This is a genomic window from Geodermatophilus sp. SYSU D00742 (assembly GCF_054049935.1).
This window is the reverse complement of the sequence record NZ_JBJGYJ010000005.1, coordinates 65492-91066: the sequence shown is the minus strand read 5'-3', so window position 1 is coordinate 91066 and position 25575 is coordinate 65492. Positions and strand designations below refer to the sequence as shown.

Sequence of the window (25575 nt, the reverse complement as noted above, 5' to 3'; positions counted from 1 at the left end):
GGGACCAGGGGAGGGCTCGTCCCCACCCTGGCGGCGGGGGATGCGCCGCGACGTCCGCACCGGGCGGGAAGGAGCGCCGCCCGGCCGGTGTTGACCGGGGGTGCCCCGCACCACACTGCGGCGCCGGTGCAGTGGATCATGGGGCCGCACGCCCACACCCGAGGAGTTCCGTGACCGCCAGCATCGCGCCCGCCTCGTCCGCCGTCGTCGGTGACGAGCGCACCCTGTCGCCCGCCGAGTACGAGAGCTGGGCCGCGGAGGTGCGCCGGCTCGCCGAGGAGCGCGGGGCGGTGATCCTGGCGCACAACTACCAGGTGCCCGAGATCCAGGACGTCGCCCACTTCACCGGCGACTCGCTCCACCTCTCCCGCGTCGCGGCGCAGACCGACGCCCGCGAGATCGTCTTCTGCGGCGTCCACTTCATGGCCGAGACGGCGAAGATCCTCTCGCCGGACAAGACCGTGCTGCTGCCCGACCACGCCGCCGGCTGTTCCCTGGCCGACTCGATCACCGCCGAGCAGCTGCGCGAGTGGAAGGCCCAGCACCCGGGTGCCGTCGTCGTCAGCTACGTCAACACCACGGCCGCGGTGAAGGCCGAGACCGACATCTGCTGCACGTCGTCCAACGCCGCCGACGTCGTCCGGTCGATCCCGGCCGACCGCGAGATCCTGTTCTGCCCCGACCAGTTCCTCGGCGCGCACGTCAAGCGGGTCACGGGCCGGGAGAACATCTCCATCTGGGCGGGGGAGTGCCACGTGCACGCCGGGATCAGCCCGTCCGACGTCCGTGCGCAGGTGGCCGCCCACCCGGACGCCGAGATCCTGGTGCATCCCGAGTGCGGGTGCACCACCTCGGTGCTGGACCTGGTCAGCCACGGCGACCTGCCGGCCGACCGCACCCGCGTGCTGTCCACCGGCGGCATGGTCGAGGAGGCGGCGCGGACGCAGTCGCGCGAGGTGCTCGTCGCGACCGAGGTCGGCATCCTGCACCAGCTGCGGGGGCTCAACAGCGGTACCCGGTTCATCCCGATGAACGACCGCGCCGCCTGCCGCTACATGAAGATGATCACGCCGGAGAAGTTGCTGCAGACGCTGCGCACCGGCGAGGGGGCCGTCGACGTCGACCCGGCGACCGCGACCCGGGCCCGCAGCGCCGTCGAGGCGATGATCGCGATCGGCGAGCCGGGCCGCGGCGGCGAGTAGCAGGACCCCCGGCAGGGGTCTTACCGCAGGACGTCGTCGGAGATGTCGGCGACGATCGCCTTGAAGGTGCGGGTGTCCACCTCGTCGTCGACGGTGACCCGCACGATGTCGGCCACCTGCTGGGGCGACGTGGGGCGGACGGCGGCCGCGCGGGCGGCGGCGATGAGGTGCAGTCGCTGGACCCGGCCGGCGGAGTCGGCGGGCCGGACCGGGGAGCGTCGGTTCTCGCGCATGCACCGACGGTAGGGGCGGCCGCGGGCGGGCCCGGGAACGCGTGGGGGCGTGTCCGCGCAGGGTGGACCCGTCCGTCACCTGCGTCCCAGGAGGCCACTGCCGGCGCGGTTCATGACGCGGACCACAGCCCCGTGCCGGGTCAGACCCGGGTGAAGAGGTACAGCGACACGGCGACGCCGAAGACGACGATGAACACCCGCAACGGGGTGACCGGGATGCGGCGGGCGATCCGCGCGCCGACGAACCCACCGAGCAGGCTGGCCGGGGCGGCGACGGCCACGACGAGCCAGTCGACCGGGCCCCAGATGCCGAAGACGACCAGGGTGACCGTGGCGGTGACCGCCGACAGCGCCGACTTCAGCGCGTTGGCCAGCCTCAGCCGGTGCAGGCCCACGCCGAGGACGCCGACGAGGATGACCCCGAGCGCGCCGCCGAAGTAGCCGCCGTAGACGGTGGCGAGGAACAGCGCCGGGTACAGCCACCACGGGTCCCGGCGCGCACCGCCGTCCTCGGTCCCGCGCAGCCGCCGGGTGAGCTGCGGCTGCACGGCCAGCAGCAGGCTGGCCAGCAGGACCAGCACGGGGACGACGACGTCGAAGGCCTCGGTGGGGGTGGTCAGCAGCAGCACGCTGCCGGCCGTGCCGCCCAGGAGCGCCACCAGCCCGAACCGCAGCAGGCGCCCGCGCTGGCCGGCGTACTCGCTGCGGAAACCGAGCACCCCGCCCAGGTAGCCCGGCCACTGGGCGATCGAGTTGGTGACGTTCGCGGCCACCGTGCCCAGCCCCAGCGCGACCAGCGTGGGGAACAGGATCAGCGAGCCGCCGCCGGCGACGGAGTTGATCACGCCGGCGACGAGGGCGACGCCCGCCGCGATGGCCAGGTCGACAGCGGACACGGGCGGCGAGCCTACGGTGGGCCGGTGGCGGCGGAGACGGACACCACCGACGCCGGTCGCCCGCGCCCTGCACCCGGGGGCACCCCGGCCCGGTGCGCACGTGGCTCGCGCTGACGGCGGTCTGCACCGCACCACCACCCTGCTCGTCGATGTCACGATCGTGGACGTCGCGCTGCCGGGACGGCCGGACCCTGGGATCCGGCCGGGACCGCGGACCGGCACGATGACCGGGTGACCGACATCGTGCTCGTCCACGGCGCCTGGCACGGGGCGTGGTGCTGGCGGCGGGTGCTGCCGCTGCTGTGGGCAGCCGGGCACCACGTCGTCCCCGTGACGCTGTCCGGGCTGGGGGAGCGGGCACACCAGCTGTCGCCGTCGATCACCCTCTCGACGCACGTCGAGGACGTGGTGGCCGCCGTCCGGACCGCGGAGTGCCACGACGCGGTGCTGGTGGGCCACAGCTACGGCGGGATGGTGGTCACCGGGGCGGCCGACCGGCTCGGGGAGGAGATCGCCCGGCTGGTCTACGTGGACGGCGTCGTCCCGAGGCCGGGGGAGTCCTGGTCGACGCCGAACCCGCCGGAGGTGCGGGAGGAGCGGCGGGCGGTGATCCGGCAGACCGGGGTGATCCCACCGCCGCCCGCGTCCGCGTTCGGACTGGCCGGCGCCGACGCCGCGTGGGTGGAGCGGCGGCAGACCCCGCAGCCCGGCGGCGTCTACGACGAACCGCTGCCCTTCGACGGCCGGCGCTGGGCGGCCCGCGCGCGTACCTACGTCGACTGCAGCGCCCCGGCGCTGGCCAGCATCGAGCCGTCCCGCGAGCGGGCCCGCACGCAGCCCGGCTGGGACGTCGTGGAGCTGGCCACCGGGCACGACCCGATGATCAGCGCGCCGGGGGAGCTGGCCGCCGTGCTGCTGGACGTCGCCGCGCGCTAGCCCGCGTGGAAGCGGCGGTGCAGGTCGTGGACCTCCTCGTCGAGCCCCTCGACCGGGCCCTCCACGGGCACGCCGGGGGCGACCTCGCCGATCGGCAGCGGGCGCACCGGTGGCGGGACGGCGCCCAGGTCCGCGAGCCAGCCGGTGAGCTGGGCCGACGAGCTGGCGTAGACGATCCGGCCGAGGCCCGCCCAGGCGTGGGCGGCCGAGCACATGGGGCAGTGCTCGCCCGAGGTGTAGACGGTCGCCGCCGCCCGCTGACCGGGCGTCAGGTGCTGCGCCGACCACCGTGCGATGGCGAACTCGGGGTGCTGCGTGGCGTCGCCCCGGACCACGTGGTTGGCGTCCTCGAACAGGACCCGCCCGTCGGCGTCGACCAGCACCGAGCCGAACGGCTCGTCGCCGGCGTCCAGGGCGGCGCGGGCGAGCGCCACGCAGCGGCGGAGGTGGGCACGGTCCGTGTCGTCGACCACGTCGCCATGGTGGTGCACGGCGACCAGGTGCGGGCACCGGTGGGGGACGTGCCGCTCCGAGGCGTGCGGCTGACCTCGCCGGATGTCGTCCCCCGGGGGCAGACTGCCCGCCATGCCATCCCAGCCCATGCCCTCCGACTGGCAGCGCGCCCTCGTCGTCGCGGCGCACCCCGACGACATCGAGTACGGGATGGCGGCCGCGGTCGCCGCCTGGACGAAGGCCGGCAGGGAGGTGCGCTACCTGCTGGCCACCAGCGGCGAGGCCGGGATGGCCGGGGTGTCGCCGGGGGAGGCAGGGCCGCTGCGGGAGGAGGAGGAGCGCCGGTCGGCCGCCGTCGTCGGCGTCACCGAGGTCGAGTTCCTCGGCTTCCGCGACGGGGTGCTGGTGGAGGGGCCGGAGCTGCGCCGGGCGCTGGCGGGGGCGATCCGGCGGCACCAGCCGGAGCTCGTGGTCACCGGCTACTTCGGCGCGACCTGGACGCCGCCCGGGGTCTCCCCGGCCTACGTGAACTCCGCGGACCACCGCGCGCTGGGCCAGAGCGTCCTCGACGCGGTGGCCGACGCGGCCAACGAGTGGATCTTCCCGGACCTCCCCGAGGCGCCGTGGCGCGGTGTGCAGTACATCGCCGTCCAGGAGATGACCGAGCCGCCGCACGTGGTCGACGTGGCCGAGCACGTGGAGGCCGCCGTCGCGTCGCTGGCCGAGCACCGCCGCTACCTCGAACTGCTCTCCGACGACCCGGTCGAGCTGCAGGCACGTCAGGTCATCGACATGTCGACCCTCACCGAGGACGGCGGGCGGCGGGTGGGCTTCCGCCTGTTCTGGGGCTGAGGCGGTCGGGCTCGGTCCCGGTTGCCTGTAGGTGCCGCCCACGCCGGCGGTGGCCTCGACCGTGAGCGTCCCCCCGACGGGCTGGAGGGCGGGTTCCTCCCCCGAGCGGGGCCGTTCACTAGACTGGTCGGCACGACGGACGAGTCGGCCGGGCGGTCGCGTCGGCGGGGGAGACCCCGTCGCCGAGGAACGTCCGGGCTCCACAGGGCAGGGTGGTCGCTAACGGCGACCCGGGGTGACCCGCGGGACAGTGCCACAGAGAACAGACCGCCAGCGCGTGCGCTGGCAAGGGTGAAACGGCGGTGTAAGAGACCACCGCACACCGGGTGACCGGTGTGGCTCGGTAAACCCCACCCGGAGCAAGGTCGAGAGGGACGGCGGTCCGCCGCCGTCCTGCGCAGGCGTTCGAGGGCTGCCCGCCCGATGCCTGCGGGTGGACCGCTGGAGCCTGCCGGCAACGGCAGGCCTAGATGGATGACCGCCCATCGGGAGGCCGCAAGGCACCCGTGGACAGAACCCGGCGTACAGGCCGACTCGTCCGTCGCCCCCGCCTCAGCAAGGCTTTGACCTGGGGAGACTCCGCTGCGTCACAGGGCCTCCGCGTCCTGGGGGCACATCGGGGGCACAACAGCTCCACGCCAGGCCTCGTCCACGGCCTCCCGGGTGCGGTCGTCGGAGTCCGGCCACAGGTGCGAGTAGGTGTCCAGGGTCTCTGAGGCCGAGGCGTGCCCGAGGCGCGCCTGGACGGTCTTCACCGACTCCCCGCGTCGGATGAGCAGGGACGCGTAGTGGTGTCGCAGACCGTGGAAGGTCTCCGTCGACGGCAGCCCGGCTGCCCGTCCGGCCGGCTGCCACACCTGTGCCGAGAACGCCGTCCGCCGGATCGGCTTCCCGGCCTCAGTGGTGAAGACGAAGCCGTCCGGGCCGGTGGGGAAGGCCGCCAGATGGGCCGCCAGCGCGTCCACGACCACCCGCGGCAGCGGGATGGTCCGGTGGGACGCCGCAGTCTTCGGCGGGGCCAGGAAGGGCTCCCGGCCCGGGACCAGCACCAGCTGACGGTCCACGGTGACCTGCCCTCGCAGGAAGTTGATCCGGTCGACGGTCAACCCGAAGACCTCGCCCTGCCGCATCCCGGTGCCCGCGGCCAGGACGAACAAGGTGCGGTACCGGTCGGGGACGGCGGCGATGAGGGCGGCCACCGCCTCGGTGGACAGCGGCTCCACCCGCTTCGGCTGCCGCTTCGGCAGCCTGGTCCCCTCGCACGGGCTGGTGGCCACACGTCGGTCGCGGACTGCGGCCTTGAAGATGCCGGCCACGATCCGGTGCACGACACCGACCGTGGAGGGCGCCAGCGTCTCCGAGAGGCGCTTCACCCAGGCCTGGACCTCACTGGGCCGGACGTCGGCCAGCGGCCGATGGCCGAGGTGGGGATACGCGTGCCGGCGCAGCATCGTCTCGTGGTGCGCCTGGGTGGTCGGCCGGTGTACCTGCCCGGCCCGCCACTGCTCGGCGTACTCCTGGAACGTGACCTTGCCGGCTTTGGGGTCCACGTACGCCCCGGTGAGCATCGAGTGCTCGATGGACGTGGCGTACCGGTCGGCGTCGACCTTCTTGGTGAAGGTCTTCTTTCGCTGTGTGCCGGTCAGATCCCGCCACCGGGTCTCCCACGTCACCAGGTCCGGCTTGCCCGGCCGGGGGCGTACCCGCTTGTAGACGCTAGCCACGTGGAGCCTCCTGGGGGCGCCGGGCCGGCGCGGCGGGGGAGCCGAACACGGGCTCGGGTGACACCTCGTCTTCGGCCTCCGCGTCCCGGTGCAGCAGGATCGCCGCCCGCTCGAGCGCAAGTGCACCGTCGCGGGCGGTGTTGGCGAGCCGCCGCAGTGCGGCGCCGGTTGGGCGCTGCTGGACGTGTGGCCGGTTCTCCTGCTGCCAGTCGCCGTAGGTGTCGATGCCCATGGGCGGCTCGTCCCCGCACATCCACTCCCAGGCCCTCTGCCACGGCATGAACTGGCCGGGGCCGATCTCGACAGAACTCGAGGAGCGGCCGTGGAGCAGGTCCACCCTGTCGCCCTCGGGTGCCTCGGTCATCGCGTGGGCCTCGATCGGCAGCAGCAGCCTGACCGGGCTGACGCCGAGCGCCAGGGCCAAGGCCACGAGGTCATCGACGTCGACGCGCCGTTCTCCGGTTTCGATCTTGCCCAGGCCGCTGGCCAGGATCGGCCTCCCGAGGTCGGACATGACCTCCGACAACTGCCCGAGACTGAGACCGCGCGCGCGGCGCAGGTCGGCCACGTTGCGGCTGACCTGTGCGGCGGTCGGGCCTCGCGTGATCTCGCGTGAGCCCACGAAACTTCCCCGTCCCTGGTTGTGGACGCACAACGCGTCCGTCATGGTCTTCCTTGTCGCCAAGTTGACGGCGATCGTTCCCCAAAATACAGAGAAGGATCATGATGGACAACCTGATGACCGTCCAGGACGTGGCGGCCTACCTCGGCGTCCCCGTCGCCACCGTCTACCAGTGGAACAGCCGCAGCCTCGGCCCCAACCGATACCGCATCGGCAAGCACATCCGCTACCGGAGAGCCGACGTGGACGCCTGGATCGACCAGCAGGCCGCCCCGGCCATGCCCTTCCCGGCGTGACGGCGACCCTCCCGACCGCCCCCACCCGCTCCCGGCTGCGGGATCTGGTCGCTGCACAGACTGTCGACGAGGTGCTCTGGGAGCACCAGGACCGCGCGCGGTTCCTCGTTGAGGGCCTCATCCACGCGACCACCACCCTCGTCTACGGCCTCACCGAGGCCGGCAAGAGCTGGCTCATGGTCGACCTGGTCGCCGCACTCGTTGGCGGGGACAGCTGGCTCGGTCAGCCGGTGAACGGCGGTCCCCGCCGCTGCCTCGTCCTCGCCGCCGATGCCGGGGGAAAGTGGGAGTACGCCGACCGGATCGGTGACGGGTTCGGCGCCGACATGCTGCTCGGAACGCCACCGGCTGTGGACCTCGAGTTGTGGAAGGACACCGCCGACGAAGCGGTCTGCGAGGACGTCGGCGTCGTGGTGGTGGACAACCTCTACGCCTGGGCCGGCGCGGTGGACATGAACTCCAACGCCGAGGTCGCCCGCCCGCTGGCATGCCTGGGCGCCCTGGCACATGCAGGTCTCGCGGTGGTCTTGGTGCACCACACCAACAGCGGCGGCAACAAGCCGGCTGGTGTGCACTCCATCCCGGCCTTCTTCCGGCACGGTCTGAAGGTCACCAAGACGTCTCTTCACAGCCACGGCAACGACACCGCCGATGCCCACTACCGGCTCACCCGGGACGGCGGACGAGTGATCCACGGGGAGCTCCGGACCACGGGGCAGACCTCCTCGACGTCCCAGGCGGCTGCCCCGGCCACAGGGCGGGCCAAGACCCAGGCGCGGTACGAGGAGGCAGTGGCGGCCCTCAGGACAGCACAGCCTCCGTACAGCGAGCGCGCCCTGGGCCGGTACCTGGCGGACTGGATGGCAGGTGTGGGCTCGGAGGACGCGGGTCGCGGTCTGGTGCGAGCCGTCCGCCGGAGGGGGATGTGGTCGCCTCCGACCGATGACCGGTCCTCCACCCCTGGGTGAGCAACCGGGTGAGCCCGTCCGGGTGGGTGGGTTGGTTCCCCCCTAGAACCCCCCTCCACCACCCAGACCCAACCCACTGACCGGGAGCCCGCCCTCGAGGCGGGGCTCCCTCCCGGCACGACAGGTCACCGGGCGCTTCTTGGCGCCCCGGACCTGCACAGACACCGGTCAAGGCGCTGCGCCCGGGCGCAGCTGTCCCCGACTCGGCCTCGGCTCCTGGGCTGAGGCCGTGAATGAGCGCCACGCAGGGCGCCACCCCACCCCGCCCCACATCGGCTCCTCGCCGAGGGCCAGCGGGCTGCGCCCACGCCGGCCCGTCTCCGGGCCTCTAGCCCGTCCGCAACGCCGCCAGCCGAGGCTAGTGGTGCATACACCCCTGCACGCGGCAGGGGAGAGAGAAGCGAACTACCCGATGCTCCCGAACAACACCACGCACCTGAACCACAACATGCTGCCCGGTGGGCAGCTCAGCTCGGAGCAGGTGTCGGAGCTGGCGCTCATGAAGCACTCCGGCCGCACCTGGACGGTGCACCGGCCGGGCAGTGACAACGACGTCGTGATCGCCGCCAGGCTGGCTCAGGCCGCCGACACGGGGCAGCTCGACATCGAGCACCCCGCGATGGTCCTGACGGGCACGGTCGAGGCCGCCCGTCGCATCACGGCGCAGCTGCGGTGTCTCCTGCCCACCCTGCTGATCCAGGACCTGGCTGCCGACCCCCGCATGAACGCCGGATACTCGACGCGGAGCCGGCTCGCCGTGCAGGAGGACGCCCACGTCCGCGTCATCACGTACGAGCTGTTCCGCCTCACTCGGCTGTCCTTCCACGTCCGGAACGTCTCGATGGTCCTGCTGGACCAGGTCTCGGTGCTGGCCGACGGTGGGAACGACTACGACTTCGCGCAGCGGCTGTCCGTGAAGGCACCGTCGGTCCACCTGTTCGGCACGGCGAGGATCGAGGACGACATCCGCAGCACCTTCCACCTCGGCAACATGCTGGGGTTGGTCGACTGGCCCCCGACTCTCCAGCGCTTCAAGACCCGGTACGCGAGCATCACCGGGTACGGGCGGAACGAGGTCGCGGTGTGGTCCGACTCGTCCATCGCGGACCTCGAGGACCGGCTCGACCTCCACTACTACGTGCGGAAGGAGCAGCCGAGCTCCTTGGAGCTGCGTGTGATCATCCCGGACAGTCGCCACAAGAGCAGTTACGCGGCGTGGACCTCGATGACCATCCCGCCGCTGCCGCGCGACTGGTGCTGGCGGGAGCCGTCCCGCTGACGGGGGCCCGGCTCCGCGGACTCGCCCCGCGGAGCCGGGCAGCGGCGCACGAGACAGGGGTGGCCTTCTGGGCCAGCCCGGGTCGGTCCACAAGGAGCAGGAAGAATGCCGGAATGGGTCAACGGCAGCGTCCCCTTGAGGGGCGACCAGAGATGGCCGCCAGAGAGATTGTCGCCCGATCACTTGGTGCCCGGGTGGTGCGTTACGACGACGGCAGTGCCCCACGGATGCCGGACGGTCTGATTCGGTATCGCGACAGCCGCGTGGCTGGACTCGAAGTCGTGGGAGATCACGATGTCGCTTACGAGAGGCAGTCCAGCGCCCTCTCAAAGGGACGCCACCTCGACATCCCGGATCTCAAGTGGGCCTGGCACGTCAGTCTCGAGCACACGACCAACGTGACCTCCTTGAAGAGGAGACTCCCCGCGGTCCTGCGCGAGGCCGAGCAGCGGTCGGGGGACAGCCCGCGTGGTGCTCAACGACTCCTCCGGGACTCCGATGCCTGGGAGGGCTTGGGGCTGTTCACCGCCCACGCCTACGAGGACGACCAAGCTGGGCGGGTCGCGCTCATGTCGGCGCCCTTCTCGGGTTTCGGCCGGGAGGCTGACGCGCTGGCCGAGTGGGTGGAGGATGTTCTCCGACGCCAATCGGATGTGGGAGAGAAGCTCTCTGCAGCGTGCCTAGGTGATGAGGGGCACGCCTTCATCTGGGTCACCGTCGGTTCGGCTGTGCCCGTCCAGTCGCTACTTGATGGTGCTAGAACCGATCTCCCCGTCCGCGCGCCGACCCTCCCGCGCGGAATAACCCATGTGTGGGTCGTCTCCGGCTTCTCCTCCAGTCGCTCCCTTGCCTGGTTCCCCGATCGAGGCTGGCATGAGATTCCCTTCCGCTGGGCTGACGAACAGCCGCTACGACTGACACAACAACCCTGAAAGTGAACAGATGTGCCGGAGTGCCCTGAATAGACCATCATCCCCACAGCTTGTGGAGCAGGCTTTTGAGGGAAGGTGACGCCACGTTTCCGCGAAGCTTCGGCGCTAGTGCAGCTTGAACGCTGCGGCGGTCCCATATTGGCACTCTGGCATGGGCCGCCGCGACAGTAAGACCCATGGTGAGTGGCTCGGCTGCGGAACTCGTACTATGAGTTAATCGGTGGCGATTTCTTCGAGAAGTTCGTGGAGAGCTGACCAGCCAAGCGCAAAGGAAGCGACACAGGCCTCGACCCACGAGTCGAGGCTGAAGTCGTCAGTTGGCTGATCGATCCAGCCCCAGACCGGCCAAGCGTCCTGCCTCGGCTCTTTCCAGCCGAGATCCCGAGCGATTTCTGAGCACTGGCTGTGCACGCCTTTCGAGCGCTGACGTTGGTTGCCGGAACTGTCGTCCAGAGTGACGCCGACGTACGGGCGTCGGACGCCGTCTAGCTTGAGGAGATCCGCAGTGTTCCAAGCTAGTGCGATGGACAGGCGCCAGTCGGGCTGGATCCAGGTGGGCTTGAGCACGCGGATCTTCGACCACTGGCCCTGGGTCTCGACCGGCATCACGTCGGCGCCTTCTGCAGCGAGCGCGAGGCGGCCGCTAAGGCCCCGCAACGCGGTGTCGAATGAGTTCTGAGCCGGCTTGCGCAGTGCCGCCCATTCCTCGATGAGCTCACGGTGGCGGAAGTAGAAGGAGGTCTTCAGGTCAGTGCTCATGCATCGCTCCCGTGGAAATGCTGCAAGGTGTGTAGGTAGTCGAGTGCGCCGGGGGCGGGCGCGCGTCCAGGCCCGAGGTCGGCCACTGAGTCCGCGATAATGCCGGCGACGGCGGCCCAGCTCAGGCGCTGCCAGGGAGTCACGCCGTCGTCCGTGGTGGGCGGCCGCCCGTTCGGTGTGAGGAAGACGAAGACGGGGCTCTCACCGCGCCAGTCCTCGGCGAGGCGGGTGCACTGGTCCGCCTGTTCGCCGGCGCCGACCTTGGCCTCGACCAGCACGGTCCCACCTGGTACGCGGAGTAGCAGGTCGGCTCGGGTCCGCGTCCTGGCCTCCTCCGGCTGAGCGCCCCACTCCTCCAGTTGGACTTCCACGGGGGTCAGTTGAGCGACGTCGACGCCGACCAGGGCGAGGAACCGGGACAGCACCCGGTTCCCGAGGCGGTGGAACCCCTCGGGGTCGAGCAGCCAGGCGAGGCCCGCCGTGAGCACCAGCTCGCGCTGCTCCAGCTTGAGGACGTGCAGGAGGGTGCGGGGCCCGCCGAGCCATTCGCCGTCGTCCTTGAGCGCCTGCATCTCCGCGAGCAGGCTGAAGACGTGCTCGGTCCACTCAGCCACAGCTGCCCGATCGCGGGCATCCTCGGACTGGACCACGTCAGCCCACTCGGCGCCCAGCGTGCTGATCCGAGCCTCCCAGTCGGCGGCCCCAATCGGTGTCACGACGGTTGCGTGAGGCGTCGGCGGATTGCCTTGAGCGTGGCCCGGCGCCCATCCGCGGTGTCCACGGCGCTCCAGAAGTCCCATCCGTCGGTGGCACGCACCGACTCGGGGATGTCCGGCCCACGGGCGAGGACCTTCACGGCGGCGCCCGCGGCGGACGGCGAGGTGCAGGCCTCACCGGCGATGACGATCGTTCCGTCAGCGCGCAGCTCGGCCTCCCACTCCCGACCGTAGTAGCGCGCCGTCAAGGTCCCCGGCTGGACGCGGCCGCTGCCGAGCAGGTCGGTGAGCTTCACCGCTCGCTCATCCGCGCCGACGAGGCTTCGTCGGGGGCGCCGCGGCTGGACCGGCGTGGGCGTTCCGGCCGACGTCGGTGCGGCAGGAGGAACAGCCAGCGGAGGTGCTGGCACAGGTGAGACGGCGGGTGCGACCGGAGTGAGGGTGGGTCCGCCCGGTGACCAGGCCCAGTCCACACGGACACGGCGGAGGCTGTCCCGGACAGTGTCCTCGTCGGAGGCGCCGGCGCCGCGCGCCAGTTCTGTCACGAGCGACTCCGGGAGCCGTCCACCGCGGAACGTGGCGCTCAGGACAGCCGCGGCTGCTCGGTCGCCCTGACGTGCCCGCCAGAGCGATGCAAGCTCGCCGGTGACGATGCGGTCGGGGCGGAGAAAGGTCAGGAGCTCTACCGCGTCGTCGACGTCTTCCACGAGGGAGGCGCGACGCAACTCCTTGTCCTCGATGGGAACCGGTGCGTGGGCGTTGAACAGCCGCCACTGCGCGCCGTCGGTCAGCACGACCCACTCGATGCCGGCGGCGGTCGCGTACGCGACGACCTGTCTCGACCACTTGGGGTCGTCGAGGTTCTCGCCGTAGCCCTTGGCCTCCACGAACAGCTGCGGGCGGCCATCCACCAGCAACGCGTAGTCGACCGGATTGTCGACCGGCAGGCGCCGGTATTCGTGGTAGACCGAGCCGAAGTCCCGGGTGTTCCAGCCAAGAGCGTCGAGAACCGGAGCAATCACGTTCGCCTTGGTGTTCTGCTCACCGATGCGCTGATGCGCGGGTATGGCCGCCAGCCGGGCCGCGCACTCGGTCAGCACCGTGGAGAGCTGACTCACGCGGCGGCCTCCGCGTGCTTGCGGCGGGCGGCCTTCCAGGTCTCGGTGCTGATGATCTTCTGGACGGCGTCGGCGAAGCCCTCGTTCTCCAGCAGTGCCTTGAGGAGCTTGTTGGAGCTCTCCTGGTTGGCGAAGAGGGCGCCAGCGATGTCGTCCTTCTTGATCGTCATCGAGAACTGCTCCTCGGTGTTGTCTGCGGCTCGCTGCTGGACGTCCTCGTCGTCGGACAGTGTGCTGGGAACGCCGACGTAGATGAGCAGGCTCTCGGCCTGGCTCAGGTCGATGCCGTGGGCGGCGTTGAAGGTGTCGATCAGCTCCGAAAGTCTGATCATCAGCGCTTCCTCGAGGCTGCTTCCGCGGCCGGCCCCCGTGTAGGTCTCGATCTCCCCGTCGTCCTCACCCGGGGTGTTGCTGCCGCTGGTCACGGTGCCGGCGGAGTGGCCGACGAAGGCCAGCTCGGTGGCCCCGAGGTCGATGGCGCCGGACTCGTTGGTCGGGGACTTCAGCTTGGCCAGCAGCAACTTGCCGTAGAGGTACAGGCTCTCGAGCTCGTCGTCGGTGAAGCGCATGACCTGTCCGAGGAAGGCGTAGGCCCGCACGAAGGCCTTGAGCGCGTCCCGGAGGTTGTTGAGTTCGTGGTCGGGGAGGTTTCCGGCCCGGACGACGGCGGGGTCCACGTTTGCGGTCACCGTGGCGTGCGCGGCGTCGTGACCGAGCAGGAACGCAGCGACGGCCCTCTGCTGCTCCTCGGGGTCGATGACGTGGTGGTCCTCGATCCGGGTCTGCAGGTTGTAGAGCAGGTTCGGGTCGGTCTCCTCGGTCCAACTGGACTCGTAGAACGGCGCGAACTGCTCCCGCATCTCCTCGGCAGTGTTGCGGAAGTCGAGGACGAAGGTGTCCTCCTTGCCCGGGTGGATGCGGTTGAGCCGGGACAGGGTCTGGACCGCCTTGACCCCCTCGAGCTTCTTGTCCACGTACATGGTGTGCAGCAGGGGCTCGTCGAAGCCGGTCTGGTACTTCTCGGCCACGATCAGCAGCTGTCCCTCGTCGTGGAAGCGCTGCTTGGTCTGCGTCTCCGGGAAGCCGTTGAGCCCGGTCTCGGTGACCGGGTCGCCGGGGATGTCGGGGTCGGTGACGCCGCCGGAGAAGGCGACCATCGCGCGGATGCCGGTGAGCCGCTTCTTCTCCAGGTACCGCCGCACGGCGGCGAGGTAGCGGACGGCGTGCAGCCGGCTGCCGGTCACCACCATCGCCTTGGCCTGGCCGCCGATCTTGCCGGCGGTGACGGTGCGGAAGTGCTCGACGATGATCTCGGCGCGCTGGTCGAGGTTGGATGGGTGCAGGTCGACGAACCGGGCAAGCGCGACGGCGGCCTTGCCCTTCTCGACCTCGGGTCATCGCTGGTCAGCCCGTTGGCCAGCCGGTAGTAGCGCTTGTAGGTCACGTAGTTCTTGAGGACGTCGAGGATGAAGCCCTCCTCGATCGCCTGCCGCATCGAGTACAGATGGAACGGCTCGTAGACCGTCGCGCCGGCCTCCTCGCGCGGCGTGCCGAACAGTTGCAGGGTCTTGCCCTTCGGCGTCGCGGTGAACGCGAAGAACGACAGGTTCGGGCTGCGACCTCGGGAGGCGGCCGCGTCGGTGAGGACGGCGGCCAGCACGTCCTGCTCGTCCGGCTGGGCGGCCTCGATGGAGGCGGCCTCGGCCTCGGCGGCGGCGAGCGGGTCGCCACCGCCGAGCACCTTCTTCAGGCTCTGGGCGGCGTCCCCGGACTGCGAGGAGTGCGCCTCGTCGACGATGACCGCCACCCGCTTGCCGTGGATGGTGGCGTCCTTGATCACCGGGAACTTCTGCAGCGTGGTGATGATGATTTTCGTCTTGGCGTCGGCGAGGGCGGCCTTGAGCTGCTGGGAGTCCTGGTCGATGCGCTGAAGCAGGCCCTGGACGTGCTCGAACCCGGAGATGGTCGCCTGCAGCTGGGCGTCGAGGACCCGCCGGTCGGTGATGACGACGACCTTGTCGAACACCAACTCGTCCGTGTCCAACCCGGCGCCCGGCGCGAGCTGGGCGGGATCGCTGGGGGAGTGCAGATCGGCCAGCCGGTGGGCCAGCCAGGCGATCGAGTTGGACTTACCCGACCCGGCGGAGTGCTGCAGCAGGTAGCTCTGACCGGCCCCGTGGACGGCGGCGTGCCCGGTGAGCCGCTCAACGACGTCCCACTGGTGGTAGCGGGGGAACAGCACCTTGCGGGCACCGTGCTTGGGCACCTCCTCCTGCACGTAGCGGTGCAGCAGGTCCAGCCAGGTGTCGCGGGCCCAGACCTGCTCCCACAGGTAGGCGGTGCGGTGCCCGTGCGGGTTGGGCGGGTTGCCCTCGCCACCCTTCCTGCCGGCACCGGCCGACCCCTGGTTGAACGGCAGGAAGACCGTGTCGGACCCGGCGAGCCTGGTGGTCATGAAGACCAGGTCGGGGTCGACGGCGAAGTGCGCCAGGCAGCGGCGGGCGAAGATCCGGTCGGCCGGGTTGCGCTGCTTGGGGTCGCGGTACTGCGCCTTGGCGTGCCGGACGGTCTGCCCGGTGAACTGGTTCTTCAGCTCCGCGGTGGCCACCGGGATGCCGTTGACGGCGAGCATCAGGTCCAGGGACTGGTGCGGGCTGCTTTCGCTGTGGTGCAGCTGCCGGTAGACCAGCAGCCGGTTCTTCGCGTAGTTCTCCACCAGCTCGGGCGTGAGCCCGTGGCTGGGTCGGAAGAAGGCCAGCTGGATGCGCTCGCCGCGCTCCTTGACGCCCTTGCGGAGGACGTGGACGACGCCGTGCGCGTCGATCTCGTCGGCGATCCGCTTGGCCAACTTGGCCTCGACCGCGGACCCGTGCTGCTTCTCCAGCTTCGCCCATGCCTTCGGCTGGGTCTGTTGCACGAAGCCGATTAGTTGGATCGGGTCGAGACCGAGGGGGACGTCGTAGTCAGTGGGGGAGCCGTGCCGCCAACCGTGCTGCAGCAGGTAGGCCTCGATCGCGGCCTCGAAGTCGGACTCGGTGTGCCCCCCCATCACGCCACCGCCCGAGCCGTGGTGACGTCGAACTGGCCCGTTACTGCTGCTGTGACTAGGGCCTGTTGACGCTGCCGGAGAAGTTCGATGGACCGGGACATTGCTTCCCTGCCTGCCCTAGCGCTTGCAACGAGCAAATCCAGCTCAGTCGCCAACTCGAACTGTTCATCAGGATGAACTGCCGGCACGGGGATGCGGCGTATGTCGCTGTTGTTCAGATGCGGGTGAAGGGAGCCCTGGGTGACGAGGTCGTAGAACCGTCGTACCGACGGGGACATTAGGACGGCGAGAAGGAATTTCGGCAAGGCCCGTGGCCCCGGCCGGAGCACCACAACGCGCTGACCGATGGCCAGGCGCGGGCTGTCCTCTGAGAGCAATGCAACCTCACCGACCGGCGCTTCACGTGTAAGAAGGAGATCGCCTGCTCTCGGGAGACCGCGCCTAGTCCATTGACGAAAAGAATCCTCGTCCGTTTCGAACATCAGCTCGGGTCGAATCTGCCCATCTCGAACAGCACTTGTGCCCGCGATCCAGAGGCCCGTTCCCTCGGCAATGGGAGCGGTCCTATGTTCGGTGTCTATGACTGAGGCAGCAACTCCCAGTGGAACGACGTCTCCGCCAGACGCTTGGTCCAGTCGATCCTGGAGAGTTCGAGACGTCCGCGCATCAAGGAGCGCACTCTGCTGCGAACGAAGCTCAACAGCTCGGCCGATGCGGCCCACCTGGTGGTCGAGAAATTCCGCGATCCGCCGCTGGTCTTCCAATGGTGGTAGAAGGACTGGTGTGGTACGCAGGAGATCGTTGTCAATCTCGGCTTGCCCGGGCCGGACGCCGCGCGACAGCTTCTGATACTCGGCGATATATGGAGTAGAGCGCAGCAGCCAGTTGAGATAGTGGGGCGATTCTCCGTGTCTCGGGCGAAAGCAAAGGTAGTGCCCCGACACAATTCCCCGATGCGGGGAGATACCGACCGAGCCCTGCCAGGCCTTCATCCGGTTGACCACCAGCCAGCCTTCGTCGACCAACTGGTAGATGTTCCGGTCCTCCGCCGTGACGTTCAGATTCGCACGGCTGTCCTTCTCGACTACGCCGTGCTCTCGGAAGACGGACAGCATCGTCTCTTTCGGATGCCCGACGTCCTTCTCGCGGACGAACATGGACCAGAGCGGCTTCTGCGACCAGCCGACGGGAACGCGGTCGAAGAGACTCATCGCTTGAGACCCGCCAGCACCTGCTGGATTTCCGCTTCCACTTTCTCCAGTTCGGCGTCGATCTCGGCGAGTGGCCGAGGCGGCACGTACTTGTAGAAGAACCGGGTGAACGGGATCTCGTAGCCGACCTTGATTTTGGTGTGGTCGACCCAGGCGTCCGGCACGTGCGGCAGCACCTCGCGCTCGACGTAGGCGTCGACGTCCTCGGTGAGCGGCACGTTCTCGTTGTCGCGCAGGTCCGGGTCGGGCAGCAGCTGGCCCTTCTTGTCCGTCACCACCGGCGCATCGGGGTCTGCGACGGCTGCCGCCGCGAGCACGGCCTTCTTCAGCGCCGGTGTCAGGCCCACCTGACCCCGCGCGGTGCAGGCGTTGAGCAGCAACTTCGTAAACGCCGCTTCGGTCTCCTCCGTCGTCCCGACCAGATCGCTGAGCGCTCCGAGCACGGCGTCGTGGGTCTTGCGCGCCGCGTCGTCCCCAACGGACAGGGCGACCACCGGCTTGGCCTCCCGGACGGTCTCGACGGTCTCCGCGGTCACCGTCCAGCGGCGTCGCAGCGGCCGCTCCACGGTGATCCTGCGGAAGCCGAAGGTGTCGTTGTCGAAGATCTTCACGCGCTCGTCGGCGCCGGCGAGCTGCACGGCGTCCGCGTAGATCCGGGTCACCTCGGCGATCTGGTCGTCGTCGAGGTACTTGCGCTTGTCCCCGAGGGACTTGCGCAGCTTCGACCACTCACCGCGGGCGTCGACCAGCGTGACCTTGCCCTGCCGCTCGGGACGCTTGCGGTTGGTGACGATCCAGACGTAGGTGCTGATCCCGGTGTTGTAGAAGAGTTGGTCGGGCAGCGCGACGATGCCCTCGAGCCAGTCGTTCTCGATGATCCAGCGGCGGATGTTCGCTCCCCGGACTCCGCCGCGCCGGCGAACAGCGGGCTGCCGGAGAAGACGATCGCGATCCGCGATCCGCCGTCCTCGACCGGCTTCATCCGGGCGATCATCTGCTGCAGGAACAGCAGCGAGCCGTCCGAGACCCGGGGCAGGCCGGCGGAGAACCGACCGCCCGGCTGCGCCGCCTCGGCCTTGATCGCCGCGGCGGACTTGTTCCAGTCGACGCCGAAGGGCGGGTTGGCCAGCAGGTAGTCGAAGCGCTTGTCGGCGTGCCCGTCGGCGGTGAGCGTGTTGCCCAGCACGATCCGCTCCGGGTCCTGGCCCTGGATCAGCAGGTCCGACCGCGCGATCGCCCAGGTCTCCGGGTTGAGCTCCTGGCCGAACATCTCCAACCGGGCCTTCGGGTTGAGCCGGGTCAGCCACTGGTCGGCGATGTTGAGCATGCCGCCGGTGCCGCACGCCGGGTCGTAGATGGAGCGCACCGGGGCAGTGCCGGTGAGGACGTCGGAGTCCTCGCCGAAGAGCAGGTTGACGATCAGCCGGATGACCTCGCGCGGGGTGAAGTGCTCACCGGCCGTCTCGTTGGAGAGCTCGGAGAACCGCCGCAGCAGCTCCTCGAAGACGTAGCCCATCGCGTGGTTGGGCACGACGTCCGGGCGCAGGTCGAGCTCGGCGAACTTGCCCAGCACCAGGTACAGCAGGCCTGCCTCGTCCAGCCGGGTGACCTGCTCGTCGAACCTGTACTTCTCCAGCACCTGGAAGGCGTCCGGGGAGAAGGCGCCGATGTAGGCACGCAACTGCTGAGCCAGGTTGTTCGGAGAGTCCAGCAGCTTGGTGAACGTCAGCGGGCTGGTGTTGTAGAACGGCACCCCGGCGGCCTGCTTGAGCAGCAGGTCCGGGGTGTCGGTGATGCCCTTGAGCTGCTCGGCGCGCGCCAGAACTGCCGGCTTCGTCTCCTCCAGCACGGCGTCCAGCCGGCGCAGAACCAGCAGCGGGAGGATCACCCCGCGGTACTCCGCCGGCTTGTAGTCACCCCGAAGCAGGTCGGCGACCTGCCACACGAACTGGACCTTGCCCTCAAAACCCTGCACTGCCCGCGCCCCCTATCCCGTGCCGGGGACTGGTCGTCCACCGGCACGCCCCGTTCTACGTGACAGCACTAGCCACTGTCCTGGATGGGTGGGGCAGGGGAGCCCAGTGTGGTGAAAGGCGAGGATCGGCCCTCCCTCGTCAACGTGCCCACAAGCGCAGGCCCGCGCGAGGCGCCGTGCCTATCGATGGCGTCCACGAGCGCGGGTGGTCCACGCTGCCCACCTCCTAGAACGGCGTTGCGTTACGCGGCGCCGCTGCCGTCGTTGGAGGACTACGCGCCGGGGAGTCGTAGTGAGGGCCAGGACGACGTGGCCCTTCTCTCGTGAGGGCTTCAAGGCTTGTCCTGCGGATTCTCGCGAGCCCCAGTGAGGCGGCGGCCCATGATCGGAATAATCCGGTAGTACGCAGCCCTCTTCACCGTTACGGCCTTTCTCACGGAGCCGCTGATGAGCTCTGCCTGGACTCGTCATCGCTTGGCCCGGCTTCGCGGCCGTGTCCAGCTTCGACCTCATCAGCTGGGGCGTACGCAGGCGCCTGCGGTATGTCACCGGGCACATCATCGGCATCGCCCAGACGCCCCCGGCCCACCAGGGGGCGAAAAAAACTGACCAGCGCACGACAAACCGCTGACCAGGGGAAATGGGCCGCCGCGCCTACGACGGCGCGGAAGTCACCCGTCTTCTTGGTCTCGCGGTAAATCAGGAACGCCGTGCCCCAGACGACCAAAAAGACGGTCATCAAGAAAGCAAACGGGGTGAGGAGGACTAGGAGCGCCAGTCGGTCCACTAACTCAATCCTTCCGACCTCGGCCTATCCCCCCGTGCCGAGTCCGATTGGACTGTTAGTGCAACGGCCCTCCTGGCAGCGCGCTCCCTCGGGGCATGTCCCCTCAGTCACTCCCCGAGGGAACTCTTCGCCACTCGGTGACCTGGCGGGGGGCCAAGTCACCACGGAGCGAAGCTCGGGGTGCTGCCGTGAGACTCGCCCAGTCGCAATCTGCAGCGGGCCTCACATGATCGCTCGACCTTACGGCCGCTCGAACACATGTCCACGATAAGGCATCACATGGCTCGTCGTCCAGGGCCGTTCTGGCGGTCTCGCAGCGGTGTGATCCGAGCTGGGTGATGGTTCGCCGGCATGACTCACCGACGAGGTCTGGGCCCGTCGCGAGCCGTTGCTCCCGGAGCCGAGGTGGCGCATCGGCCGGTGGCGTGATTTTCGGTGAGCGCTCAACGAGACCTGCTGGAAGTCGGCCACCGGCGCGCCGTGGTGGGACATGCCCGAGCGGTACGGGTCGTGGAAGGGGACTGCCTGGGTTCGGTTGACTCCATGCCTGTGAGGCTTCAGCCTCGCTCGAAGGATCAGCATCGTGCCTAAGCCGTTCCCGCCGGAGTTTCGGCGGCACGTCATCGCCGTGGCCCGCAAGGGCGGGGCGTCGATCTCCCAAGTGGCCCGCGACTTCGGGATCTCGGAGGTTTTCTCGCAGCGCTGGCTGAAGATCGCCAACCGCGATGACGGCCTCGCCCCACCAGTAGCGTCGGGCGACCGCGGCGGCGGGTGGAAGGACGAGTCCGCGGAGCTTCGCGAGCTTCGCCGGCGCAACAAGCTCTTGGAGTACGGAAACGCGATCCTGCGGCGGGGGACGGCCTACTTAAGCCCGCGATGTCGTCCCAAAATGATCTATCACTGGTTCCTGAACTCGCCGCCGAGAACGTCCCCGTCGCGAAGACCTACCGGGTGCTCGGCTTCTCCATGCTGGCCTACTGTGCGTGGCGGCAGCAGTCGATGAGCCAGCGCGATTGGGACGACGCCCATCTGATCGACGCCGCGGTCGACATCCATGCCGACGACCCTGCTTTCGGCTACCGGTCCGTCGCCGACGAGCCGCATAAATGCGGCCTCGCGGTCGGCGAGAGCTGGGTCGCGCGGTTGTGCTCTCAGCAGCGGATCTGGTCGGTGTTCGTCAAGAAGCACGGCCTGATCCGGAAGGCCGGCCCGCCGGTGTGCGATGACCTGGTCGACCGGAAGTTCACCGCGACCCCGCCGAACGACACCTGGCCGACTGACATCACCGAGCACAACACCATCCCTGGCGGTGGCGGCGCCGCGCAACGCGATCATCCAGCGCAGCCCGGTGGGCACGACGGTGCACTCAGACCGCGGCAGCCGATTCCGCTCGAACGCCTTCGTCCGCACGATCAAGAATAACGGCCTGGTCGCTCGATGGCCCGGGGCGGCGGCTGTGGCGACAACGCCGCGATGGAGCCCTTCTTCGCACTGCTGCAGAAGACCGTGCTCGACCGGCAGCGCTGGAACACCCGCGAGAACTTACGACTGGCGAATATCACCTGGATCGAACGGACCTACCACCGACGCCGCCGGCAACGCCGCCTCGGCCGACTTGCACCCATCGAGTACGAGACACTTAACCCCGCCGCGATCGCGGCCAGACCACCCCCCCCCCCCCCCGACGAGTGAACTCAACCCGGGACAGTTCTGAACCTCGCGGCCTCGCCATTGGTCCAGTGGTCCAGGGCCGGCAGGCTGGATGAACCGGCCGGCGATGCCCAGGTCGGTGCGGGCAGCGGTCCAGCCCACGCCGCGGCGGTAGCCGAGGGCGTTGCTGGTGAGCACCCCCTGCACGGTGATGTCCTGGCTGGCGAACCAGGTGGCCGCGCAGGTTAGAGAGCCGGCGCAGGCGTTTACCCGCTCGTCGGACATGACCTCGACGTAGGCCAGCCGGGAGTAACCGTCGATGGCGACGTGGACGTAGTGGAAGCCGACGGGCACCGACGCGTGCCGGTGATCGACCGTGCCGTGCACCCACCACCGCAGGGAATCCGGCCGAGCTTCATGACGTCGACGTGCAGCAGGTCGCCGGGGTGCCCGCGTTCGTAGCGGACCTCGCTGTGCCGCCGGCCGCGCAGTAACCCACCGGTGAGCCGGTCCACCTCGGCCAGACGCCGCATGCCGGCGCAGGGCGAGCACCATCCCGATGGTGGAGGCCGCGATGCCCACGATCGCGGCCAGCCGCACCGGCCGGGCATGGTGCTCGGTCCGGGCCGCCGATGATGGCCGCGACCGTGTCCGGTCACGTCGCCCGGGGGCCATCGGTGTGGTCGCGGGGAGCGGTCGGCCAGCCCGGCCTCGCCTCGGTGCGCCAGCGACCCAGCCACTTGTAGACCGTCTGCCGGCTCAGCCGCGCGGCTCGTCCCCCACGCCGGGCCGGCGACCTGGCCGGACACGGGCGACCAACAGCTTGCGCACAACACCGTCGTGCGGCCATAAGCGTGGGCACGGAGATCTCCGGTTGGCAATGACGACGTCAAGCACCGCCACTCCTTCCGGAGATCTTCTTCGTGATCAAGTCACCGCGTCGGTCGTCAACAACGCCTCGGGTTGCGATGACAAGACCTTGACTGGGCAGCACTGAGCCCTTGCCGGCAGTTCCGCCGCAGGGGCTCAGTCGGGAGTACGTGGAACAGGCAACCGTGTTGCCACCCATTAGCCAAATGTGATCCGTTCCGTCCAGTCAGCGATGGGCTGATCCGCCAACTCGGTATCCGTATAACTCTCGAACTGCCGAAAGTGGGAGACTTCGTGCTGGCGGTGAAAGCACTCCAGCCAGGCGGTGGCGTCCTCTGCTCGGAAAGTGAAGCGGGTCGTTACCGCCCCGGAACGATCTCCCACGATGGTGCTGTATTCGGGGTCGTCGACGAACAAGACGAGGGTGTCCCATGATCTCCTTCGGATCGCCAATACCTCTCCGATATCGAACGCAAATCCCCCAGCGACGCCGTACCCTGTCTCGTCATAGGCCAACCAGTGGACCTTGCGGGTGCTAACGACAAGTTCACCCCGCTCGCGCGGGTGTTGCTCGTTTTCCATAATCACGGCAGGCGACTGAAAAACTACCTGCTCGTCATAGTGCATCTGGTCGATGAGTCCTTGCACGGCCGTGCGAGGAAGGGTTCGCCCGCTGAGTGGAGCGCGCGCCGCGTCACTCGCACCATTGGCGGAGGCGGGGCGAGCGCCACCCGAGCTAGCGGCTCCTATGCGGTACAGAATCACTAGGGCGATAATCGTGATCGCGATGACGGTGACAATCATGCAACAGCTCCCTTTTGTGTCATGGGACCCGCAGGGTCGTTGCCCTGGGTTGGTTGCATATCGGCAGGACTGACGCGTTCTTGAGTCGTCGGCCTGGCGAGTCGTTCGGTCCCGCCCCTAACTGCGGCCGTTGTCCGAGGTCATCGGCGCGTCACCTTCGCGACCTGACGCTGGGACTCAGGCCTGCGTGGAACCCTGCGTCCAGGCGGAGGATCGAGGTGGCGGGTCCCTAAGGGGATGCTGAGCTAACTGACCGCTCATTCTCAGTGGTCCGCAACCTCCTGCGGGAGTACTCAGTGCGTCGTCGCCGCGAAGGGGTCGCTCGGTTCCGCTTCGACGTAGGCGTCTAAGGGGCGGCGCGAGTACGGCTTGATCGTCACCCGGCGCCCGCGGGGGGGTCGGGTACAATTCCCGGGCCAAACCGCGCAAACGGAATCACTGGAGACAAGCGCCCGACCAACGAAAGGCGGTCTCCCGTAAGGGTGGTCGAGTCGTATGCTCGCGGCATGCCCGCACTGCCGCCGGTTGTCCCACCGTCGCCTGGAGGGCTCCTGGGCTGACTGCTGTCAGGCGATCATGGCATCAGCAAGCCGAAGACCAGCCGAGCTTCCGCCGCCCGAGGCGGCAAGGATGAGCGAGGCAGCCGGCTGGTGGCCGGCGTCCTCGTTGTCTACGCGGCCGTCTGCTGGGCGCTGCTCATCTGGCAGCGGAGAGTGATCCGCGGTGCTTTCAGGCGGCTTGACGTCAAGATCGACAATCTCACCACTCGACTCAACGTGCTCATCGCTCGGCTCGAGAGGCCGGGCGCGCGTGGGCAAGGCTGAACCAAGCGCCCTTGACCGCTCTTGAGCCTGCAGCCTCTAAGAATTGTCCACACGGAGCGCGGCAGGGATGGGAATATCCGACGCCCGCAGGTCGGTTGGGCGACTTCGGTCCTCGACTACCCCCTCTTCCTGACGAAATTACTGCGGAGTAGTACGCGTAGAAGACGAATGGCGGATTAGTCACCCCGGGTCCGATTTGACGCCCTCCGTGATATGCACCTCTGGTCATTCCTTGCCGTCCGACTAGCACTTGCATGCGAATGCCGTCGCGGTGTAGGCAGTATCCATGTCGGAAATGTGCAAATGGCGCGAGGCTCCTTGTCAACGGGAGATCTACTACCTCAGCCGAGGGTTGTGCGCGAGGCACTACGCTTTGGCCCGGCGTCACGGCATCCTCGATGAGCAGTACCCAAAACCGGTCCTGTCGGCCGTGTGCAAAGCCGAGAACTGTACGCGTCCGCGGGTGACCAAAGGTTATTGCCACGGCCACTACGTGCACTACGAGTACAGAGGGCGCACGGGCCCGATGGGGCCGCCCAAGCACTTCCTGTCTGATGCCGACCTCGACGACGAAACCGCGACCTGCGCTGTCTGTGGGCCGGAAACGCCGGTTTTCGTGTCCCGCCGGCGCGGGTCGGGGGAGCGCTACGCGCGCATGTGCCTGAGTCTTTACCCAGGCGTGCGGGAACGTGCACGGGCGCGGGACGGGGCGGTCAGGTACGCCTTGACGCCCGAAGATCGAGAGAGGCTTCTCGAGCGTCAGGGTGGTATCTGCGCGAACCCGAGCTGCGGCAGGCCTGATACAGGACCGTCTCGGTGGGCGCGCCTCGCGACGGATCACGACCACTCCTCGGCGGAGGGTGCCGTGCGCGGGCTCATCTGTCGTACCTGTAACGCCGCGATCGGCATGGCCCCCGGTGACAACCTCGTCGGCGTTCTCGGGCTGGCCGTCTACCTGGCCGAGTACAAGCGTCCTGACCTCACCGCCACGCTGCGCCGCGTGCTCGGTTCGGTGGTCTCGGTAGGCGGGGCCGCGGGAGAGGTGGGGCTGCCGACTTAGCGATCGTCAGCAGGTGGCCACCCTGGGTCCCCGCCGAGGTGCGCTCGGCGGGGCTCCGTGGTGCCGCGGAGGCACCTCGGGGGCACGGGACGATGACTAGGGATGCGAGCCCTTGTGACTACTGTGCGTAATCCACCCTGCTCGGACCGGGGGTCCATTGCTGCGGCTTGCCGTTCCTTCTGTGCTTGACAATTCCCGGCGGACGGGCGTCTCCGCGCTCGACCAAGCTTTGCGTCGCAGGGAGGTGCAGGCGCCGCTCGGTGCTCCCGTGAGGTTGGGGTTCCAACGAGACTCCATCGCTCCAAGTTCACGCAATGGGACTGTCCGTGGCGACCCGCAGCCCTCGGCCGCCCCGTTGA

The 25575-nt window shown here is 69.0% G+C and carries 22 protein-coding genes, 1 other RNA gene and 4 pseudogenes; 11 read left to right on the top strand and 16 right to left on the bottom strand.

Going from position 1 to position 25575, the window contains the following annotated elements:
- Nucleotides 1-170 precede the first annotated feature (170 nt).
- Entirely contained in the window at nucleotides 171-1202 is a 1032-nt protein-coding gene (gene nadA, locus ACI78V_RS05250; protein ID WP_456849604.1) for a quinolinate synthase NadA, read from the top strand.
- Between the two features lie 20 nt (nucleotides 1203-1222).
- Here nadA and ACI78V_RS05245 read toward each other — a convergent pair whose 3' ends face one another.
- Nucleotides 1223-1435, bottom strand: coding sequence for a hypothetical protein (locus ACI78V_RS05245; protein WP_456849602.1), 213 nt, complete (start codon nucleotides 1433-1435; stop codon nucleotides 1223-1225).
- 140 nt (nucleotides 1436-1575) lie between these two features.
- A complete protein-coding gene (locus tag ACI78V_RS05240; RefSeq protein WP_456849600.1) occupies nucleotides 1576-2331 on the bottom strand; it encodes a sulfite exporter TauE/SafE family protein in 756 nt (251 codons plus the stop codon).
- A gap of 231 nt (nucleotides 2332-2562) precedes the next feature.
- On the opposite strand from ACI78V_RS05240, the gene ACI78V_RS05235 reads away from it, so the two are divergent.
- Nucleotides 2563-3267, top strand: coding sequence for an alpha/beta fold hydrolase (locus ACI78V_RS05235; RefSeq protein ID WP_456849598.1), 705 nt, complete (start codon nucleotides 2563-2565; stop codon nucleotides 3265-3267).
- Here ACI78V_RS05235 and ACI78V_RS05230 read toward each other — a convergent pair.
- On the bottom strand, nucleotides 3264-3740 hold the full coding sequence (locus ACI78V_RS05230) for a nucleoside deaminase (protein WP_456849596.1): 477 nt from the start codon (nucleotides 3738-3740) through the stop codon (nucleotides 3264-3266). The two genes, ACI78V_RS05235 and ACI78V_RS05230, sit on opposite strands and share 4 nt — an antisense overlap.
- Before the next feature lie 112 nt (nucleotides 3741-3852).
- Between ACI78V_RS05230 and ACI78V_RS05225 the strand changes: the two genes are divergently transcribed.
- Both ACI78V_RS05225 and rnpB read left to right on the top strand, forming a co-directional pair.
- The gene (locus tag ACI78V_RS05225) at nucleotides 3853-4572 is read left to right on the top strand and encodes a PIG-L deacetylase family protein (RefSeq protein ID WP_456849594.1); all 720 of its coding nucleotides are present in this window, start codon (nucleotides 3853-3855) and stop codon (nucleotides 4570-4572) included.
- 140 nt (nucleotides 4573-4712) lie between these two features.
- Nucleotides 4713-5113, top strand: an RNA gene (gene rnpB / locus ACI78V_RS05220) — RNase P RNA component class A.
- Nucleotides 5114-5159: 46 nt separating this feature from the next.
- Here the strand turns inward: rnpB and ACI78V_RS05215 are convergent.
- Both ACI78V_RS05215 and ACI78V_RS05210 read right to left on the bottom strand, forming a co-directional pair.
- A complete protein-coding gene (locus tag ACI78V_RS05215; protein ID WP_456849592.1) occupies nucleotides 5160-6296 on the bottom strand; it encodes a tyrosine-type recombinase/integrase in 1137 nt (378 codons plus the stop codon).
- Nucleotides 6289-6963 carry a helix-turn-helix domain-containing protein gene (locus tag ACI78V_RS05210; protein ID WP_456849590.1) on the bottom strand — a complete coding sequence of 225 codons (675 nt, stop codon included), beginning with the start codon at nucleotides 6961-6963 and terminating at the stop codon, nucleotides 6289-6291. Before ACI78V_RS05210 ends, ACI78V_RS05215 begins: the two co-directional genes overlap by 8 nt.
- A gap of 59 nt (nucleotides 6964-7022) precedes the next feature.
- Between ACI78V_RS05210 and ACI78V_RS05205 the strand changes: the two genes are divergently transcribed.
- The 4 genes from ACI78V_RS05205 (at nucleotide 7023) to ACI78V_RS05190 (ending at nucleotide 10393) form a co-directional block, all read left to right on the top strand.
- Nucleotides 7023-7214 carry a helix-turn-helix domain-containing protein gene (locus ACI78V_RS05205; RefSeq protein WP_456849588.1) on the top strand — a complete coding sequence of 64 codons (192 nt, stop codon included), beginning with the start codon at nucleotides 7023-7025 and terminating at the stop codon, nucleotides 7212-7214.
- Nucleotides 7211-8182 carry an AAA family ATPase gene (locus ACI78V_RS05200; RefSeq protein ID WP_456849586.1) on the top strand — a complete coding sequence of 324 codons (972 nt, stop codon included), beginning with the start codon at nucleotides 7211-7213 and terminating at the stop codon, nucleotides 8180-8182. Before ACI78V_RS05205 ends, ACI78V_RS05200 begins: the two co-directional genes overlap by 4 nt.
- 412 nt (nucleotides 8183-8594) lie before the next feature.
- Nucleotides 8595-9461, top strand: a complete 867-nt coding sequence (locus tag ACI78V_RS05195) for a hypothetical protein (RefSeq protein ID WP_456849584.1) — start codon at nucleotides 8595-8597, stop codon at nucleotides 9459-9461.
- A gap of 194 nt (nucleotides 9462-9655) precedes the next feature.
- Entirely contained in the window at nucleotides 9656-10393 is a 738-nt protein-coding gene (locus ACI78V_RS05190) for a hypothetical protein (protein WP_456849582.1), read from the top strand.
- Between the two features lie 213 nt (nucleotides 10394-10606).
- Here ACI78V_RS05190 and ACI78V_RS05185 read toward each other — a convergent pair whose 3' ends face one another.
- The 10 genes and pseudogenes from ACI78V_RS05185 to ACI78V_RS05140 all read right to left on the bottom strand — a co-directional run bounded on the left by ACI78V_RS05185 (nucleotide 10607) and on the right by ACI78V_RS05140 (nucleotide 19960).
- On the bottom strand, nucleotides 10607-11152 hold the full coding sequence (locus tag ACI78V_RS05185) for a hypothetical protein (RefSeq protein WP_456849580.1): 546 nt from the start codon (nucleotides 11150-11152) through the stop codon (nucleotides 10607-10609).
- Complete coding sequence (locus ACI78V_RS05180; RefSeq protein WP_456849578.1) at nucleotides 11149-11868, bottom strand: PD-(D/E)XK nuclease family protein; 720 nt, start codon at nucleotides 11866-11868, stop codon at nucleotides 11149-11151. Before ACI78V_RS05180 ends, ACI78V_RS05185 begins: the two co-directional genes overlap by 4 nt.
- Entirely contained in the window at nucleotides 11865-12986 is a 1122-nt protein-coding gene (locus ACI78V_RS05175; protein ID WP_456849576.1) for a restriction system modified-DNA reader domain-containing protein, read from the bottom strand. Before ACI78V_RS05175 ends, ACI78V_RS05180 begins: the two co-directional genes overlap by 4 nt.
- Entirely contained in the window at nucleotides 12983-14230 is a 1248-nt protein-coding gene (locus ACI78V_RS05170; RefSeq protein WP_456849574.1) for a type I restriction enzyme subunit R domain-containing protein, read from the bottom strand. The genes ACI78V_RS05175 and ACI78V_RS05170 overlap by 4 nt, the downstream gene beginning before the upstream one ends.
- Nucleotides 14227-16035: a type I restriction endonuclease gene (locus tag ACI78V_RS05165; protein WP_456849572.1), complete on the bottom strand. Its 1809-nt coding sequence runs from the start codon at nucleotides 16033-16035 to the stop codon at nucleotides 14227-14229. Before ACI78V_RS05165 ends, ACI78V_RS05170 begins: the two co-directional genes overlap by 4 nt.
- Entirely contained in the window at nucleotides 16035-17246 is a 1212-nt protein-coding gene (locus ACI78V_RS05160) for a restriction endonuclease subunit S (protein WP_456849570.1), read from the bottom strand. The genes ACI78V_RS05165 and ACI78V_RS05160 overlap by 1 nt, the downstream gene beginning before the upstream one ends.
- Nucleotides 17243-17908, bottom strand: a complete 666-nt coding sequence (locus tag ACI78V_RS05155) for a hypothetical protein (protein WP_456849773.1) — start codon at nucleotides 17906-17908, stop codon at nucleotides 17243-17245. Before ACI78V_RS05155 ends, ACI78V_RS05160 begins: the two co-directional genes overlap by 4 nt.
- A gap of 36 nt (nucleotides 17909-17944) precedes the next feature.
- Nucleotides 17945-18097 (bottom strand): annotated as a pseudogene (locus ACI78V_RS05150) (N-6 DNA methylase); the annotation flags it as partial.
- A 122-nt stretch (nucleotides 18098-18219) separates the two neighbouring features.
- Nucleotides 18220-19191 (bottom strand): annotated as a pseudogene (locus ACI78V_RS05145) (type I restriction-modification system subunit M); the annotation flags it as partial.
- A gap of 463 nt (nucleotides 19192-19654) precedes the next feature.
- The gene (locus ACI78V_RS05140) at nucleotides 19655-19960 is read right to left on the bottom strand and encodes a hypothetical protein (protein WP_456849568.1); all 306 of its coding nucleotides are present in this window, start codon (nucleotides 19958-19960) and stop codon (nucleotides 19655-19657) included.
- Between the two features lie 487 nt (nucleotides 19961-20447).
- On the opposite strand from ACI78V_RS05140, the pseudogene ACI78V_RS05135 reads away from it, so the two are divergent.
- Nucleotides 20448-20540, top strand: a pseudogene (locus ACI78V_RS05135) (IS5-like element ISLpl3 family transposase); the annotation flags it as partial.
- A 51-nt stretch (nucleotides 20541-20591) separates the two neighbouring features.
- Nucleotides 20592-21700 (top strand): annotated as a pseudogene (locus tag ACI78V_RS05130) (transposase).
- A gap of 1026 nt (nucleotides 21701-22726) precedes the next feature.
- Here ACI78V_RS05130 and ACI78V_RS05125 read toward each other — a convergent pair.
- Nucleotides 22727-23332: a hypothetical protein gene (locus ACI78V_RS05125; protein ID WP_456849566.1), complete on the bottom strand. Its 606-nt coding sequence runs from the start codon at nucleotides 23330-23332 to the stop codon at nucleotides 22727-22729.
- A 1110-nt stretch (nucleotides 23333-24442) separates the two neighbouring features.
- On the opposite strand from ACI78V_RS05125, the gene ACI78V_RS05120 reads away from it, so the two are divergent.
- Complete coding sequence (locus tag ACI78V_RS05120) at nucleotides 24443-25216, top strand: endonuclease domain-containing protein (RefSeq protein ID WP_456849564.1); 774 nt, start codon at nucleotides 24443-24445, stop codon at nucleotides 25214-25216.
- The last annotated feature ends 359 nt before the right edge of the window (nucleotides 25217-25575 follow it).